This is a genomic window from Novosphingobium sp. (assembly GCF_036820275.1).
GTDB lineage: Bacteria > Pseudomonadota > Alphaproteobacteria > Sphingomonadales > Sphingomonadaceae > Novosphingobium.
In genome coordinates this window covers 81,391-96,754 of record NZ_DAISLT010000007.1, presented here as the reverse complement: position 1 = coordinate 96,754, position 15,364 = coordinate 81,391, and the positions used below count along the sequence as shown (strand labels likewise).

Below are 15,364 nucleotides of genomic sequence, written 5' to 3'. Positions count from 1 at the left end.
AAAGTGTACCAGCCAGTACCACTATGACAGAAAATCCGGGCAAGAGAGAACTCAACAAGGCGAAGAAGCGCGCCGCGATCGTGGAAGTCGCGACGCGTTCGTTCTTCGAGCGAGGTTATGCCGCCACCACGATGTCTTCCATCGCCGACGAACTCGGCGGCTCGAAAGCGACGCTCTGGGCGCACTTCGGATCGAAGGAGGAACTCTTCGCAGCCGTGGTAGACAACAAGGTAGATGCCTTCGCGCAGGACGTGAACGAAGTCCTGATCGGACAGACCTTCTCGTTCCCCGCGCTGCGCCGGGTTTGCCTGCGTTTCCTGGAATGCCTGCTGCGGGATACTTCGGTACAGCTTTTCCGTCTCGTGATGGGCGAAGGCGAACGCTTCCCGGAAATCAACGAGATGTTCTACGAACGCGGCCCCTATCGCTTCCGCGGCTGTGTCACCGAATTCTTCGCAACCAAGTTCACTGCCGAGGAAGCCGAGCGACTGACGAAGATCACGACATCGGCGCTTGTCGGATTTCGTTCGGACAGTCTCGTGCGGCCGAAGCTTCCGAACCTCAAGGAGCGCGAGGCCTTCGTGGACGATCTGATCGGCCTGATCGACTGGCCGCGCCGCCTCTGCCCGCAGGCAGCGTGACTGTGTCCGGAAAATGCACCTCAGCGCATTTTCCGGCCCCTATCGCTTGACCCGAGGCCGTCGGAATAGGAAACGGCGCGCATGGACAAGTCCCCTGCACTCAGCCCGATCCTCGTCGTCACCACCGGCGGCACGTTCGACAAGCAGTATTTCGACGCCCTCAGCGAATACCAGATCGCCGAGAGCGTGATCGAGAAGCTGCTCAAGGTCGCCCGCGTCGCCCATCCGGTCCGCGTCGTCGAACTGATGCGCAAGGACAGCCTGGAACTGACCGACGAGGATCGCGCCGCGATCCGCGCGATCGTCGCCTCGGCGCCGGAAGCCCATGTCGTGATCACCCACGGCACCGACACCATGACCGAGACTGCCAAGGTCCTCGCCGACGTGCCCGGCAAGACCACGGTCCTGACCGGCGCCCTCGCCCCGGCCCGCTTCGCCGAGAGCGACGCGACCTTCAACCTCGGCATGGCCTTCGCCTGCTGCCAGTCCGCGCCCGAGGGCGTGTGGATCACGATGAACGGCTCGGTGTTCAACGGCCTCAAGGTGCGCAAGGACCGCGAGGCGGGGAAATTCGTCGCGCTCTGAAGGCGCGATTCCCGCCCGAATTGATCTTGAACTAAGGGCAAAACCGGAAAGCCTCCTTCGTCAGGCGCAAACGGCTGCCCCCTAGACCTGAGCGCGGAAGGCCGATCGCCGCGTCGCTCATGAATGCGCACGACTTCCCGGTCGCACAGTAACGCCGCCTCCCGTTTCGGGGGGCGGTCCTTACGCTGCGAAGGGAGTTGTCGTGACGGTAGCGCTTCAGAACCAGGCCGATGTTCATGTCGCACTGACGAATGCGCCGATCGGCGCAATGATCATCGACGAGGCCGGGGTGATCTCCTGGGCCAACCAGGCACTGGCAACGCTGCTGGGCGAGCCGAACCCTTCCACGCTGCGGCTCACCCTCGCCTTCGTCTGGCTTCCGCAGGACGAAGCCGAACTGCTCCGACAGATGCTCGAAGTGTTCTTCGCGGCGCCCGTCGAGGCCCGCCCCTCGTGGACACGCGTGGTTACGGTCAAGGCGCTGGAAGGCATCGAGCAGACCGTCGAACTGACGCTGACCTCGTCCCCCGGCGAGTTCGACAAACGCGCGATCCTCTATTTCCAGAGCCTGACGCGCCAGACGATCGCCGAAAAGCGCTTCTCCCAGATCTTCGAGAACCTCCCGCTCGGCGCCCTCGTGGTCGACAGCCGCCAGCGCATCGTCCAGGTCAACGCCGCGCTGGCGGGCGAGTTCGGCTACCCGCGCGAGGAACTGGTCGGGCAGTCGCTGGAAATGCTGCTTCCGCCCCGTTACCGCGAACCGCACCGCGAGCATGTGACCGGCTATGTCCAGGCTCCCAGCTCGCGCATGATGGGTTCGGGCCGCGATCTTACCGGCCTGCACCGCTCCGGCCAAGAAATCCCGGTCGAGATCGCGCTGACCCGGCTCGAAAACGGCGCCCAGCCGATGTTCATGGCGATCGTCAGCGACATTTCCTCGCGCAAGCGGGGCGAGACCGCACTCCAGCAGACCAATGCCCAGCTTGAGGAATTCACCTACGTCGCCAGCCACGATCTGCGCTCTCCCCTGCGCGGGATCGCCGACCTCGTAACCTGGATCCGCGAGGACCTGAGCGAGACCGAACTGCCGGAGGATGTGCAGCACAACTTCGATCGCATCGCCCTGCGCATCGCCCGTGCCGAGCAGATGATCGACGACCTGCTCGACTATGCCCGCGCCGGGGTGCGCGACCGTCATACCGAGACGATCCACCCCGCCGAACTGATCGATGAAGCGCTGAGCCTCGCGCTCGTGCCCGACAGTTTCAGGATCGAGATCGACCTGCAGGGCGGCGACATCACCGCGCCCCGCGCCCCGCTCGCAACCTCGCTGCGCAATCTGATAGGCAATGCCGTGAAGCACCACGGCGGGCGCTCGGGGCGTATCCGCATCGCCATGCGCGAGGAAGGGCGCTTCTCGGTCTTCACCGTCGACGACGACGGCAAGGGCGTCACCCCCGGCAACGAGGACCGCATCTTCAAGCTGTTCCACCGCGCCTCGCCCGGCACCAGCGGCGACGGCGTCGGCCTCGCCTTCACCCGGCGCATGATCAATGCCCATGGCGGCATGGTGACGGTGCAGTCGCCCGGCGCGCTCGGCGGCGCCTCGTTCGAAATCCACTGGCCCAGGATCCTGCTGAAGGAGAACGAGGATGACTGAGCCTGCACAGGTCACGCTCCCCTTCGACTATACCGTGCTGGTCGTCGATGACGACGACGTGGCACTGGAAGGCGTGCTGCGCAGTTTCAAGCGCCACGGCGTCCCTTGCCGCACCGAGACCGCCGGGGACGGCCGCGAAGCGCTGACGATCCTGCGCGGGCAGAATCCGGGAAAGGCAGTAGATACCCCGGTCATCGTCCTGCTGGACCTCAACATGCCCAACATGGACGGTTTCCAGTTCCTGGAGGAACTGCGCGCCGACGCCGAACTGAAGCGCACGGTCGTGTTCATCCTCAGCACCAGTTCGCGCGATCAGGACCGCTCGCGCGCCTACGACGAACATGTCGCCGGATACATGGTGAAGTCCGCGGTCGGCCCGCAGTTCGCCCAGCTCGCCCAGTTCATCACCAAGTACGCCACCACGCAGAACCTGCCCGCGATCGCGCTTTCGTGATCCCACCCCGCTTAGTCGAGGAACCCGAGACGATGGATTACAACTACAAAGGCAAGACGGAAATCCAGGCCCTGGTGGTGGACGACGACGATGTCGACCGGGAACGCCTGATCCGCATGCTCCAGCGCGGCCCGCGCGCCATCAACGTGATCGAGGCCAGTTCGCAGGCTGAGGCGCTCCAGATCATCCGTCATGCCGAACCCGCGCTCGACATCGTCTTTCTCGATTTCGGCCTTTCCGACGGCGACGGGCGCGATCTCGTGCCGACGATCCGCGCCGAAGTCGATCAGGATTGCCCGATCGTGGCCGTCACCGGCAATGTCGACGAACAGGTCGCGGCGGATTCGATCAAGGCCGGAATGACCGAATACCTGACCAAGCGCGCCCTCTCACCCGAACGGGTCGCCGCCTCGGTCGAGGAAGGCATCGCTTGGCGCAAGTACCGGCAGGACCTGCGCCGCACCGAGGAGGAACTGACCCACCGCAGCCTCCACGACCCGCTGACCGACTTGCCCAACCGCACCCTGCTGTTCGACCGCCTCGGCCAGGCCTGCGCCCGCGCCCGCCGCAACGGCAGTTCCTTTGCAGTGATGATGATCGACCTCGACCGCTTCAAGGAGATCAACGACAGTTTCGGCCATGCCGCGGGCGACGTCGTGCTCACCACTGTCGCCCGGCGGCTGCGCGGCCACTTGCGCGAGGTCGATACGGTGGCCCGGCTCGGCGGCGACGAGTTCGCGCTGCTGCTTCAGGACGTGCCGGACACCGAGACCGCGACAGGGCTTGCGGGCAAGCTGGCGCGGGTGATCGAGCAGCCGATCGTCCACGAAAACCGCATCCTCCATGTCGGCGCCTCGATCGGCATCGCCATGTGCCCGCAGCGCGGCTACGCGCCGACCGGCCTGCTCTCCGCCGCCGACGATGCGATGTATGCGGCCAAGCGCGGGCTCGACAAGCTGGTGGCCAGCCGGGACAACCTCCCCGCCGCGCCCGCCTTCGATCCCAAGGACATGCTGGAGGAGATCGACCAGGCCATCGCCCATGATGCGCTCGAATGGCATTGGCAGCCGAAAGTCGATCTGCGCGACGGGCGCGTGCTCGGCTTCGAGGCGCTGGTGCGCTGGCGCCATCCGCGCAGCGGCAATATCCCCGCCGACCAGCTCATCCGCACCGTCGAGCAGTCGCCGCTGCTGGAAACGTTCACCAACCAGTGCCTCGACACCGTGCTCGCCCAGTTCGCCCGGATACAGGACCAGGTGGACGGTGCTGCCATCGCCATCAACGTCTCGGCCCGCATGCTGGAGCGGCCGACTTTCGTGGACAGCGTGGTCGAACTGATCGAGTGCCACCGCATCGCCCCCGAACGGGTGACACTGGAACTCACCGAGACCGCGCTCATCACCAATCCCTCGCAGGCCAAGCGGGTGATCGAGCGGCTGCACGAGCACAAGATCCCGCTCTCGATCGACGACTTCGGCGCCGGTTTCACCTCGTTCGGCTACTTGCGCGACTTCGCGATCAGCGAGATCAAGATCGACCGCTCGTTCATCTCGCGCTTCACCGAGAGCCGCTTCGACCAGTCGCTCGTCAACAGCCTGGTGGTACTCTGCGAAAGCCTCGGCATCCCGCTGGTGGCAGAGGGCGTGGAAACGCCGGAAACGCAGGAGCTGCTGGTCTCGCTCGGCTGCAATGCCGGGCAAGGCTACGGCATCTGCAAGCCGATGCCTTACGACGATGTGCTCGACTGGATGGACTCGTGGCGCAACCAGACACCGATGATCCGCCAGGTAAACGCATGAAGGCCTGAACGCCTCCGCGCACCGGGGCGCATTTTCCGCCCCGGTGATACCTGCCCGCTTCCAGCCATCATCGCTGGACCCCGCCCGCGCCTTTCGCGATCCTCCTCGCCGAAATCATGGAGAGGGACGCGTCATGAGCGACGAATCCGCCGCAGCCATCAGCGCCGTGCGGCGCGACTGGGTTACCGAACACCGCGACATGTATCTGGCATCCGGCGGCGCCCAGGGCCACATCATGGACATCACGCCGGTCGGTGGCCGCAAGTTCGCGACGCATTGCCTGGTCAAATATACCGGCCGCAAGAGCGGCAAGGTCTTCATCACCCCGCTCTGCTACGCCGATATCGGCGGCGAGGTGGTGATCTGCGGTTCCAAGGGCGGCGCCGACACGCACCCGCAATGGTATCTCAACCTCGTCGACAATCCCGAGGTGGAGTTCCAGATCGCCACCCAGGCCTTCAAGGGCACCTGGCGCGAACCCGAGGGCGCGGAACGGCAGAAAGTCTGGGACTTCTTCGTCGACTGCCACCCATTCTACGCCGCCTATCAGACTTCCACGGAGCGTGTGCTCCCGCTCGTCATGATGAAGGCAGACACCGAGATTCCGGTGTTCAGGGCCGAGGATGCCACCGGCATCCGCACCGCCTGACCTTTCCAGCCTTACCTTTTCAGGATTTTCCACGCGATGACCACCGCCACGATCGACTTCACCGATATCGACCAGTACCTCGGCAAGACCATGGACTTCTCGCCCTTGCGCGAACCCGTCGCCAACAACGACATCCGGCGTTGGGTCCACGCCATGCATTACGCCAACCTGCTGCATTTCGATCCGGCCACTTTCGAGAAGAGCCGTTGGGGGCGCCTCGTCGCGCCGCAAAGCTTCGCCATCGCCACCGACGACGGGCATGGCGCCGCACCCGCCTGCGTCGGCTGCATCCCGAATTCGCACCTGCTGTTCGGCGGCGACGAGTGGTGGTTCCATGGCCCGCGCATCGAGGCCGGCGACGTGGTGACGAACACGCGCATTCCCTTCGACTACAAGGTGAAGGAAACCGGCTTCGGTCCCACCTGCTTCCAGCGCGGCGACAACAACTATGCGAACCAGAAGGGCGAACCGATCGCGAAGCAGCGCTCCACCGCGATCCGCTATCTCGCCCATGCCGGCGGCGATTCCGTCAAGGCCGAGGAGTTCGACGAACCGGAATGGACCGACGAGGCAATCGCCGCGCTGGAAGACCGCAAGTTCGCCTGGGTGCAGATGCTCCACGACCTTGGCCACAAGGAACGCTGGTGGGATGACGTCACCGTGGGCGACCAGCTTCCCGAGCGTGTGTTCGGCCCGCACTCGATCGCCAGCTTCGCCACCGAATGGCGCGCCTACATCGTCAACACCTGGGGGACGATGAACTTGCGCAAGAACGATCTGGAGGCGTTGGGCTTCACCCGCGAGATGGCCGGGTACGAGAACGATCCCGACATGATGCGGGTGAACCCGTCGCTTACCGACGGCGCCTATTACGGTCCCTCGCGCGGGCACCTGTTCCCCAAATACGCGCGCCGCATCGGGATGCCGCGCGGCTATGGCTACGGCGCCTCGATGGGCTCATGGGTCACGGACTTCCTGTCCGGCTGGGCGGGCGAGCACGGCATGGTCGTCCACTCCATCGCCAACTATCGCGGACCGGCCCTCACCGGCGACGTGACGATCCAGACCGCCGAAGTCACCGAGAAATCGGTGGACGAGGATGGCCGGCACCTCGTCCACGTCAAGCATCTGATGACCAACCAGAACGGCAAGACGATGTGCACCGGCAGCGCCGAGATCGCCCTGCCCAAGAAGCCGGGCTGACGCGAGGGGTCAGAACGGTCCCGGCAGCGCTCCGCCTGCCGAGACCGTCTCGACCCGGCCCGCGATCCAGATCGAACCGTCGGCCTCCCGGCGGCAGTGGACCAGCCCGTCCGCGCCGACTTTGCGCCCCTGCGCCGCGACGTAGCTTTCCCGGACCAGTCCTTCGGCAAAGAGATACTGCGCCACCGCCGCATTGAGGCTGCCCGTCACCGGGTCTTCTACCATGCGGCCCGACGGGTCGGCGAAGAAGGCGCGCACTTCGAACTGCGCCGGTGAGCCGGGGGCGCAGGGTCCCAGCAGCGCCACATCGGTATGCAACGGCGCGCGCGGGGCGGGTTCGGCAGCCAGAACCGCCTCGGCGGATGCGAGATGCAGCAGCTTCCAGCCGGGACCGTTGGCGGCATGGACCGCTGCGATCACCTCACTCTCCTCCGCGCCGCAGAGGCGGATCGTCTCGGCCCGATCCGCCGCGTCGAGCGGCCCGGAGCGGCGCAAGTCCGGCGCCCGGAAGGCCAGCATCCCTTCCTCCTGCCGCACATCGACGAGACCGATGCCGCATTCCTGTACGATTGTGCCGGGCGCCTTCGGCGTGCCGCCCGCCGCCAGCCAGGCATGGGCACTGCCCAGCGTCGGATGCCCGGCGAAAGGCAGTTCGCCCGCCGGATAGAAGATCCGCACCCGGTAGTCGGCTGCGGGGTCGGTCGGCGGCAGCAGGAATGTGGTCTCCGAAAAGCCCAGCCAGCGCGTGATCCGCAGCATGGTCGCGGCGTCCAGATCCTCGCCTCCGCGCACGACCGCCAACGGATTCCCGGTCAGCGAGCCGGAGCCGAAGACATCGACAAGATCGAGTTTCATGATCCGCATTCTCTTTCAATTCCCACTGTTTGACGCTATTTTCGCATGGTTGCGACGTCGAAGCGACATGCTGCTTTCAAGAGATTTCCCGTGGTTCATTCGAGGTTGGGGAGCAAGGGCGCATTCGGTTCGTTATGCCGTCACGAAATTACGTTCTCAGGAAGGACACCGCGATGAAAAAGACCCTTTTGGCTTTTGCCATGGCAGCCCTGGTTCTCCCGCTCGCCGCCCCCGCAGCCGCCCAGGACTGGCGACGCGACCGTCATGACAACCATGGCCGCTACGACCGGGACCGTAACGAGCGCAACCGTTATGACAATCGCGGACGCTATCGTGAGCCTCGCCGCCTCGGCCGCAACGACCGCGTCTGGCGCGGCAATGACGGGCGCTATTATTGCAAGCGTGACAACGGCACCACTGGCCTGATCATCGGCGCCGGTGCCGGTGCGCTGGCCGGGCACACGATCGCCGGTCGTGGCGACCAGACGCTGGGCGCGATCATCGGCGGCGTCGCCGGTGGCCTGCTCGGCCGCGAGATCGATCGCGGCGAAGTGAAGTGCCGCTAAAGCTCTGAACGGCGAAAAACGGCGCGTCATCTCCCCGATGACGCGCCGTTTCTGTTCGACCCGATCAGGCTTTCCCCGCCGTGACCAGCCGCAAACGGTTATCTGCGGAAGGGGCGCAAGCCGAGACCGTGCGGTTCCGCCCCTGCCGCTTGGCATCATAAAGCGCCTCGTCGGCCCGGCGCATCGCCTCCGGCAGCGAGAGCCCGCGCGTCGCGGTCACGCCCAGACTGAGCGTGGGCGCCACCTCTCCGCCGGCGAACGTCGATACGGCAAGCTGTTCCACCGCGCGGCGCAAGCGCTCGGCAGCGACATGGGCCTCGCGTCCGCTGCGGGCATGGAGGAACAGGCCGAACTCCTCGCCGCCGAGCCGTCCGCACAAGTCCCCGGCGCGCAAGTTATCCTGGATCGTATTGCCGATCGCGACGAGCACCCGGTCCCCCACCCCGTGACCGAAATCGTCGTTGATCTGCTTGAAATGGTCCACGTCGGCCACGATCAGCCAACCGTCGCGATCCGCCATGGCATCGCGGGTCATTTCGATGAAGACATCGCGATTGGTCAGCCCGGTCATGCCGTCGACGCGCGAGCTGCGTTCGAGACGCTTGAACGCCAGGGCCAGTTCGCCATGAAGCGCGGCGATCCGCAACTGCTGACGCATCAGCACGATGCAGACCGGCGCCGAGACCGCCAGCGCCACGACGACGCCGAGTACCAGCAATTGCACCGGCATCGCGAAGCCGGGAATGAACGCCGCGAGTTGCAGCAACAGCAGTGTCGCTGCTACAGACAGCCCCGTCCCGGCAGCGACACTGCGCAAGCCATGGCTTTTCATTTCGAACAAACCCCGTTTAACCCCGTAGCCCTGATAGATGCGGATAGTTAACAGTTCGCTGCTCGCGCCATTCGTATATATACGTAAGCTAATACGAATAGGGGCCTAAGGTCGCCGGAAGCGACACTGGATTTCCCCACACCGCTTGAAAAGCAGCGCTTTTCATTGCGATGCGCTGCCCCCTACAAGATCCGCTCGCTCAAGGCCATGGCCATAAGTTCTGTAAGGTAACGTTTCCGCACGACAAAATCGTGCGCATCGCAGCAAATCCCGGCAATCAAACGCTCGATAGGGGCTGGTCTACCGCGTCGTCATCGGTCATCGTGCCGCCTCCTTTCTGTCAGGAGAGTGCGTGTACCGTCCGACGCTGATCGCCCTCTGTGCGATATATACCGTCTCCTCGGCCCCGGCGATGGCGGACACCCCTCGCGAATTACTGACGGCAGCAGCCTTTCAGGCGCAGGACAAGGCCAAGGCGCTGGCCCTGATCGGCCAGGCCATCGCCGCTTCCGACAGGATATTGGCTACCCGCCCCGGAGATCACGAAGCGACTCTCCAGCGCGGAATCGCCATCGGCTATCGCGCGAAGCTCACCCGCAACCGGTCGGACGCGCGCACCTCGCTCGGCATCTTCGAAAAGCTCGCGGCCCAGAACCCGCGCGATGCCGAAGCGCAGATGGTGATCGCGGGCTGGCATCTCGATGCAATCGACCAGTTGGGCGGCTTTCTCGCCCGCACCGCACTGGGCGCGAAGACCCAGGCCGGTGAAACCGCGCTCAACCGTGCCGTCGCGCTGGGCGGAGACCGCGCCTTCTATCCGGGCCTCGCCGCCCTGATGCAGATCCGCAAGGACCAGGCGGACATCGCCCAGGTCCGGCGCTGGGCGGAAACCGCCGCCAAGGCATCCACGCCCACCCCGCTCGATGCCCAGATGAAGCGAGGCGCCATCGCCATCCTGCCATCCCTGCGCGCCGGCGACGGCAAGACCGCGGCAAGCCTGGCCCGCAAGCTGCTACCGTTCGGCAAACTGGCAAGCTGAGCCCCCCTCCTTTCGCCGCCCATCATTTCGACCGCAGCGCCCTTCGTCGACAACAGGGCTCGTTTCGGCGTGTATCGTCAAATTGACGCAAATGTTCATCCTCCGTTTTGGCACCCGATGGAAAGGCGAGGGCCGGTCAACAAGACATTCAACTCGGAAGGATTTTCAGATGCGCAAAGCCATCACCGCAGCCCTGCTGGCCGCGATCACCGTTCCCGCCACGCTCGCCGTCACCGAAGTCGCTGAAGCCCGCGATCACGGTCGCCGCTATCACCGCACCGACAACGGCGTCCGCTACTGGCGCGGCAATGACGGCCGTTATCGCTGCAAGAAGTCGAACGGCACCACCGGGCTGCTGATCGGCGGCGTTGCCGGTGCCCTGGCCGGTCGCGCCATCGACACGCGCGGCGATCGCGCCACCGGCACCATCCTGGGTGCAGGCGCCGGTGCCCTGCTCGGCCGTTCGATCGACCGCAACAACAGCCGCCCCCGCTGCCGTTGATCTTCCGCAGCTGATCTACGGAAAACCACGACGCGCCGACCCTCGGGACGGCGCGTCCCATACCTGCCACGATTGAAATATTTCGAAATCACCGGGCGACGGGATGTGCCTAAGCCCTCGCCCCATGGCTCCCGATCTCGAACGGACTACCGGCACCACCGGCGTCAACCGCCTCCTCGCTTCGGCCTTCGGCGTAAGCCTCGTCAGCGATATTCCCGAACGACTTTCCCGCCACGGCCTGCGCCCCTGGCTGGACGGAAAACGCCGCCGCCGTCTGGACCGCATCCGCGAGAGCGGCCTGCTCTTCATCCACATTCCCAAGAACGCCGGCACCTCGATCTGCGACCGTCTCTACGGCGCCCAGATGAAGCACTGCTCGGCCCGATACTACGCCAAGGTCTCGCCTGACCTGCTGGCCCTGCCCAGTTTCGCGCTCGTGCGCGATCCGGTCGACCGCTTCCTGTCCGCCTTCCGCTATGCCCGCACGGGCGGCACCCGCCACCGCACGGTCTCCGCACCCTTCCGCGAACGTTACGCCACGTTCCGGACGATCGACGATGCGATCGACCATCTTGCCGAGGCGCGCTCGCCCTTCGGCATCGATCATATCTTCCGCCCCCAGTGCTGGTACGTGCTCGACGCCCAGGGACGTTCGGCGGTCGACCGGCTGATCCCTTACGAACAGATCGGCGAAATCGGCAAACGCCTCGGCCGCGAGGAACTCTCCACCCTGCCCGAGTTCAACCGCAGTCAGGAAACCGGCAGCCACAAAACCGACTGCGGCCCGTCTCCCTCTCAGCTCGACTTCCTCCACCGCTTCTACGCGGCCGACTTCGCGCTGCGCCACCAGGCGGTGACCGGCGCGCCCGCGCCGCTGCGCAGCGCAGGCACCGCCGCGATGCCGGTGCCTGCACTCGCGGTATAGCCGTCCTGAACGGAAGTATGTGATTATGCGGAGAGGCCTTTCCTACAGGCCCGGTCTGTGCTCCTATGCCCGACAATGATCGTTCGTTCACTTCTCTCGCCGCGTTGCCTCACTTGCCGAACCGGATCAGGCGCCAGGGCCGACAGGAATTTTCTCCCAGGACAGTGTAAACCGTGTCAAGCTGCCGCCATGGCGACCCCGCGATGAGCGAGCGGCCCGCCATGCTGGTGACCGGCGGCGCCAAGCGGATCGGCGCAGCCATCGCCCGCATGTTCGGTGCCGCGGGATGGCATGTCGTCATCCACTACAACCATTCGCGGGATCAGGCCGAAGCGCTGGCGGCGGAGCTGCCCTCATCCGAGATCGTCGGCTGCGAACTGAACGACTGGACCGCCGGGTCCGCCATGGTGGAAGAGCTTGCCGCCCGCCTGCCGGACTGGCGCGTGCTGGTGAACTGCGCGGGAATGTTCGACCTCGATACCGCCCAGGCCCTCGATCCACAGACTTTCGAAAAAGCCATGCGCGTCAACGCCGGAACCCCGGCCCGGCTGGCGCAGGCCTTCCTCGCCCATGCCCGCGCGAAAGGCGGGCGGCGGGTGATCCACGTCACCGACCAGAAGCTGCTCAATCCGAACCCGGACTTCTTCTCCTACACGATGAGCAAGCATGCCCTCGCCGCGACGATCCCCATGCTGTCGATGGCCCGCGTTCAGCAGGATGACCGGATCTACGGTCTCGCCCCCGGTGCGATCCTCGCCAGCCACGACCAGACCGAGGCTGAAACCGAACGCTCGCATCGCATGAACCTGCTCGGCCGCAAGACCACGCCGGACGACGTGGCCTCTGCCGCCCTGTTCCTCTCGCAAGGCTGGCTGGAAAGCGGCGAGACGCTCTACGTCGATTCCGGCCAACACCTCCTCGCGCAGCCGCGCGACGTTCTTTTCCTCGCACGTCAGTAACAATTCCGTCGCATCGCTTGCGCATTAGGGCAAGCGAACCCTCTTGCACCGGGCCGAAGCGCCCTTCACAAATGGTTGATGGTAATGGGAATTCTCGATCACTTCCTCCAGCGCGGCGTCCGTCAGGGCGTTCTGGAGGTCGTCCGCCCCGATGGCAGCGTAAAGCGCTTCGGCACCCCCACCCCCGGCTTTCCGGAAGTGCGCATCCGCTTCACCGACAAGGCGGGTGAACGACGCATCCTCACCGACCCCCGGCTCGGTGCGGCGGAGGCCTTCATGGATGGCCAACTCGTCATCGAGCAGGGCGACATCATGGAGATGGTCGAACTGATCCGCGCCAACGCCAAGTGGGACAAGGGCGGCGAGCTTCACGAACATACCGCGTTCAAGAAGCTGAAGGGCAAGGTCGTCACGCTGGTCGACGGCATCAACAAGGCGGCGAGCGCCAAGAAGAACATCGCCCATCACTACGATATCGGCAACGACCTCTATAACCTGTTCCTCGATATCGAGCACATGCAGTATTCCTGCGCCTATTGGCCCGACCCCGCCAATATGACGCTGGAGCAGGCGCAGACCGCCAAGCTGGCGCATATCGCCGCCAAGCTGGCGCTCGAACCCGGCCAGCGCGTGCTCGACATCGGCTGCGGCTGGGGCGGCATGGCGATCTATCTCGCCAAGCACGCCGGAGCCTCGGTGCTCGGCATCACCCTCAGCGAGGAACAGCTCGCCCTCGCCCGCGAGCGTGCGGAACAGGCTGGGGTGGCCGACAAGGTGACGTTCGAACTCGTCGACTACCGCGACCTCGCGGCGCGCGGCGCCAAGTTCGACCGCATCGTCTCGGTCGGCATGTTCGAACATGTCGGACAGGCGCAGTTCGGACAGTTCTTCAAGGCCGTCGGCAACCTTCTCACCGATGACGGCGTCATGCTGCTCCACACGATCGGCCGCATGGGCGGCCCGGGCTCGACCGACGCCTTCACCCGCAAGTACATCTTCCCCGGCGGCTACATCCCTGCCCTCAGCGAGACGGTGGCCGCGAGCGAGAAGTTCCGCCTGATCGCCACCGATGTCGAGAACCTGCGCCTCCACTACGCGCTCACCTTGCGCGAATGGTACAAGCGCTGCGTCGCCAACAAGGAAGCCATCGTCAACCTGATGGACGAGCGCTTCTATCGCATGTGGATCTTCTACCTCGCCGGGGCCACCGCAGCGTTCGAAAGCGGCGGCATGTGCAACTATCAGATCCAGTACGCCCGCAGCCGTCACGCCCTTCCGCTTACGCGCGACTATATCGCCGCGAACGAAGTCGCACTCCTGACCGAATAGCGCTGCACCTTTCCTTCATTGCGCAAGGGGGCGCGTGCTGATAGGCGCGCGTCCCGAATCCACTGCCCTTTCTGCGGAGCCCGCGCCCATGTCCGACAGCATCAAGAAGGTCGTCCTCGCCTATTCCGGCGGCCTCGACACCAGCGTCATCCTTAAGTGGCTCCAGGTCACGTACAATTGCGAAGTCGTGACGTTCACGGCCGACCTTGGCCAGGGTGAGGAACTCGAACCCGCACGCGCCAAGGCCAAGCTGATGGGCCTGCCGGACGAAAACATCTACATCGACGACCTGCGCGAGGAATTCGTGCGCGACTTCGTCTTCCCGATGATGCGCGCCAATGCCCGCTACGAAGGCGACTATCTTCTCGGCACCTCGATCGCCCGCCCGCTGATCTCCAAGCGCCTGATCGAGATCGCCCACGAGACCGGCGCCGACGCCGTCGCGCATGGCGCGACCGGCAAGGGCAACGACCAGGTTCGCTTCGAACTCTCGGCCTACGCGCTCGATCCGAACATCAAGGTCATCGCCCCCTGGCGCGAGTGGGACCTGACCAGCCGCACCGCCCTGATCGCCTGGGCCGAGCAGCACCAGATCCCCGTCCCCAAGGACAAGCGCGGCGAAAGCCCGTTCTCGACCGACGCGAACCTCCTGCACACCTCTTCCGAAGGCAAGGTCCTGGAAGACCCGTGGGAAGAGACCCCGGACTACGTCTACTCGCGCACCGTCAACCCGGAAGACGCGCCGGACGCACCGGAATACATCACCATCGACTTCGAAAAGGGTGACGGCGTCGCCCTCAACGGTATCGCGATGAGCCCGGCCTCGCTCCTCACCGCGCTCAACGAACTGGGTCGCAAGCACGGCATCGGCCGCCTCGACCTCGTCGAGAACCGCTTCGTCGGCATGAAGTCGCGCGGCATGTACGAGACGCCGGGCGGCGAGATCTACGCCCGCGCCCACCGCGGCATCGAGCAGATCACGCTCGACCGCGGCGCCGCGCACCTCAAGGACGAGCTGATGCCGAAGTATGCAGAGCTCATCTACAACGGCTTCTGGTTCGCCCCCGAGCGCGAGATGCTCCAGGCCGCCATCGATCACTCGCAGCTGCGCGTTAACGGAACCGTTCGCCTGAAGCTCTACAAGGGCAATGCCTCGGTCGTCGGCCGCAAGTCGCCGGACTCGCTCTACTCCGAACGCCACGTCACCTTCGAGGACGATGCCGGTGCCTACGACCAGAAGGACGCGGCCGGTTTCATCAAGCTGAACGCCCTGCGACTCCGTCTGCTGGCCCAGCGCGACGCCAAGTAACTACCCAGGATTCGGCCTCCCGAATCCTTTCAACGTCTTAACGACATCCGGCGGCCC

At 65.1% G+C, this 15,364-nt stretch carries 16 protein-coding genes; 14 read left to right on the top strand and 2 right to left on the bottom strand.

Features of this window, described 5'->3' with window-relative positions; translation table 11 throughout:
- The first annotated feature begins 23 nt into the window (after nt 1-23).
- From V7066_RS07935 to V7066_RS07905, 7 genes are all read left to right on the top strand, one after another.
- Entirely contained in the window at nt 24-641 is a 618-nt protein-coding gene (locus V7066_RS07935; protein ID WP_334182525.1) for a TetR/AcrR family transcriptional regulator, read from the top strand.
- 81 nt (nt 642-722) lie between these two features.
- The gene (locus V7066_RS07930; RefSeq protein WP_334182524.1) at nt 723-1,226 is read left to right on the top strand and encodes an asparaginase domain-containing protein; all 504 of its coding nucleotides are present in this window, start codon (nt 723-725) and stop codon (nt 1,224-1,226) included.
- A gap of 202 nt (nt 1,227-1,428) precedes the next feature.
- Nucleotides 1,429-2,886 (top strand): sensor histidine kinase, encoded by a 1,458-nt coding sequence (locus tag V7066_RS07925; protein WP_334182523.1) that lies wholly within the window; start codon nt 1,429-1,431, stop codon nt 2,884-2,886.
- Nucleotides 2,879-3,340 (top strand): response regulator, encoded by a 462-nt coding sequence (locus V7066_RS07920; protein WP_334182522.1) that lies wholly within the window; start codon nt 2,879-2,881, stop codon nt 3,338-3,340. The genes V7066_RS07925 and V7066_RS07920 overlap by 8 nt, the downstream gene beginning before the upstream one ends.
- Nucleotides 3,341-3,372: 32 nt before the next feature.
- On the top strand, nt 3,373-5,139 hold the full coding sequence (locus V7066_RS07915; protein ID WP_334182521.1) for a putative bifunctional diguanylate cyclase/phosphodiesterase: 1,767 nt from the start codon (nt 3,373-3,375) through the stop codon (nt 5,137-5,139).
- A gap of 133 nt (nt 5,140-5,272) precedes the next feature.
- Nucleotides 5,273-5,788 (top strand): nitroreductase/quinone reductase family protein, encoded by a 516-nt coding sequence (locus tag V7066_RS07910; RefSeq protein ID WP_334182520.1) that lies wholly within the window; start codon nt 5,273-5,275, stop codon nt 5,786-5,788.
- A 36-nt stretch (nt 5,789-5,824) separates the two neighbouring features.
- Nucleotides 5,825-6,991 carry an FAS1-like dehydratase domain-containing protein gene (locus tag V7066_RS07905; protein WP_334182519.1) on the top strand — a complete coding sequence of 389 codons (1,167 nt, stop codon included), beginning with the start codon at nt 5,825-5,827 and terminating at the stop codon, nt 6,989-6,991.
- A 9-nt stretch (nt 6,992-7,000) separates the two neighbouring features.
- Here V7066_RS07905 and V7066_RS07900 read toward each other — a convergent pair whose 3' ends face one another.
- Nucleotides 7,001-7,846, bottom strand: a complete 846-nt coding sequence (locus V7066_RS07900; RefSeq protein ID WP_334182518.1) for a PhzF family phenazine biosynthesis protein — start codon at nt 7,844-7,846, stop codon at nt 7,001-7,003.
- A 173-nt stretch (nt 7,847-8,019) separates the two neighbouring features.
- Between V7066_RS07900 and V7066_RS07895 the strand changes: the two genes are divergently transcribed.
- Nucleotides 8,020-8,412: a glycine zipper 2TM domain-containing protein gene (locus V7066_RS07895; RefSeq protein ID WP_334182517.1), complete on the top strand. Its 393-nt coding sequence runs from the start codon at nt 8,020-8,022 to the stop codon at nt 8,410-8,412.
- A gap of 64 nt (nt 8,413-8,476) precedes the next feature.
- Here V7066_RS07895 and V7066_RS07890 read toward each other — a convergent pair whose 3' ends face one another.
- Nucleotides 8,477-9,244 (bottom strand): GGDEF domain-containing protein, encoded by a 768-nt coding sequence (locus V7066_RS07890; RefSeq protein WP_334182516.1) that lies wholly within the window; start codon nt 9,242-9,244, stop codon nt 8,477-8,479.
- Between the two features lie 412 nt (nt 9,245-9,656).
- On the opposite strand from V7066_RS07890, the gene V7066_RS07885 reads away from it, so the two are divergent.
- The 6 genes from V7066_RS07885 (at nt 9,657) to V7066_RS07860 (ending at nt 15,307) form a co-directional block, all read left to right on the top strand.
- The gene (locus V7066_RS07885; RefSeq protein ID WP_442947314.1) at nt 9,657-10,283 is read left to right on the top strand and encodes a hypothetical protein; all 627 of its coding nucleotides are present in this window, start codon (nt 9,657-9,659) and stop codon (nt 10,281-10,283) included.
- Nucleotides 10,284-10,452: 169 nt separating this feature from the next.
- Nucleotides 10,453-10,785 carry a glycine zipper 2TM domain-containing protein gene (locus tag V7066_RS07880; RefSeq protein ID WP_147215800.1) on the top strand — a complete coding sequence of 111 codons (333 nt, stop codon included), beginning with the start codon at nt 10,453-10,455 and terminating at the stop codon, nt 10,783-10,785.
- A gap of 124 nt (nt 10,786-10,909) precedes the next feature.
- On the top strand, nt 10,910-11,710 hold the full coding sequence (locus tag V7066_RS07875) for a sulfotransferase family 2 domain-containing protein (RefSeq protein ID WP_334182514.1): 801 nt from the start codon (nt 10,910-10,912) through the stop codon (nt 11,708-11,710).
- A gap of 203 nt (nt 11,711-11,913) precedes the next feature.
- Nucleotides 11,914-12,669 carry an SDR family oxidoreductase gene (locus tag V7066_RS07870; protein ID WP_334182513.1) on the top strand — a complete coding sequence of 252 codons (756 nt, stop codon included), beginning with the start codon at nt 11,914-11,916 and terminating at the stop codon, nt 12,667-12,669.
- 84 nt (nt 12,670-12,753) lie between these two features.
- Nucleotides 12,754-13,998: a class I SAM-dependent methyltransferase gene (locus V7066_RS07865; protein ID WP_442947313.1), complete on the top strand. Its 1,245-nt coding sequence runs from the start codon at nt 12,754-12,756 to the stop codon at nt 13,996-13,998.
- 88 nt (nt 13,999-14,086) lie between these two features.
- A complete protein-coding gene (locus V7066_RS07860; protein WP_334182511.1) occupies nt 14,087-15,307 on the top strand; it encodes an argininosuccinate synthase in 1,221 nt (406 codons plus the stop codon).
- The last annotated feature ends 57 nt before the right edge of the window (nt 15,308-15,364 follow it).

Coding starts and splice junctions, on each gene's coding strand:
- V7066_RS07930 (WP_334182524.1), top strand. CDS start 723: ATGGACAAGTCCCCTGCACTCAGCCCGATCCTCGTCGTCACCACCGGC.
- V7066_RS07935 (WP_334182525.1), top strand. CDS start 24: ATGACAGAAAATCCGGGCAAGAGAGAACTCAACAAGGCGAAGAAGCGC.
- V7066_RS07890 (WP_334182516.1), bottom strand. CDS start 9,244: ATGAAAAGCCATGGCTTGCGCAGTGTCGCTGCCGGGACGGGGCTGTCT.
- V7066_RS07900 (WP_334182518.1), bottom strand. CDS start 7,846: ATGAAACTCGATCTTGTCGATGTCTTCGGCTCCGGCTCGCTGACCGGG.
- V7066_RS07920 (WP_334182522.1), top strand. CDS start 2,879: ATGACTGAGCCTGCACAGGTCACGCTCCCCTTCGACTATACCGTGCTG.
- V7066_RS07885 (WP_442947314.1), top strand. CDS start 9,657: ATGGCGGACACCCCTCGCGAATTACTGACGGCAGCAGCCTTTCAGGCG.
- V7066_RS07870 (WP_334182513.1), top strand. CDS start 11,914: ATGAGCGAGCGGCCCGCCATGCTGGTGACCGGCGGCGCCAAGCGGATC.
- V7066_RS07910 (WP_334182520.1), top strand. CDS start 5,273: ATGAGCGACGAATCCGCCGCAGCCATCAGCGCCGTGCGGCGCGACTGG.
- V7066_RS07865 (WP_442947313.1), top strand. CDS start 12,754: ATGGGAATTCTCGATCACTTCCTCCAGCGCGGCGTCCGTCAGGGCGTT.
- V7066_RS07905 (WP_334182519.1), top strand. CDS start 5,825: ATGACCACCGCCACGATCGACTTCACCGATATCGACCAGTACCTCGGC.
- V7066_RS07915 (WP_334182521.1), top strand. CDS start 3,373: ATGGATTACAACTACAAAGGCAAGACGGAAATCCAGGCCCTGGTGGTG.
- V7066_RS07895 (WP_334182517.1), top strand. CDS start 8,020: ATGAAAAAGACCCTTTTGGCTTTTGCCATGGCAGCCCTGGTTCTCCCG.
- V7066_RS07875 (WP_334182514.1), top strand. CDS start 10,910: ATGGCTCCCGATCTCGAACGGACTACCGGCACCACCGGCGTCAACCGC.
- V7066_RS07880 (WP_147215800.1), top strand. CDS start 10,453: ATGCGCAAAGCCATCACCGCAGCCCTGCTGGCCGCGATCACCGTTCCC.
- V7066_RS07860 (WP_334182511.1), top strand. CDS start 14,087: ATGTCCGACAGCATCAAGAAGGTCGTCCTCGCCTATTCCGGCGGCCTC.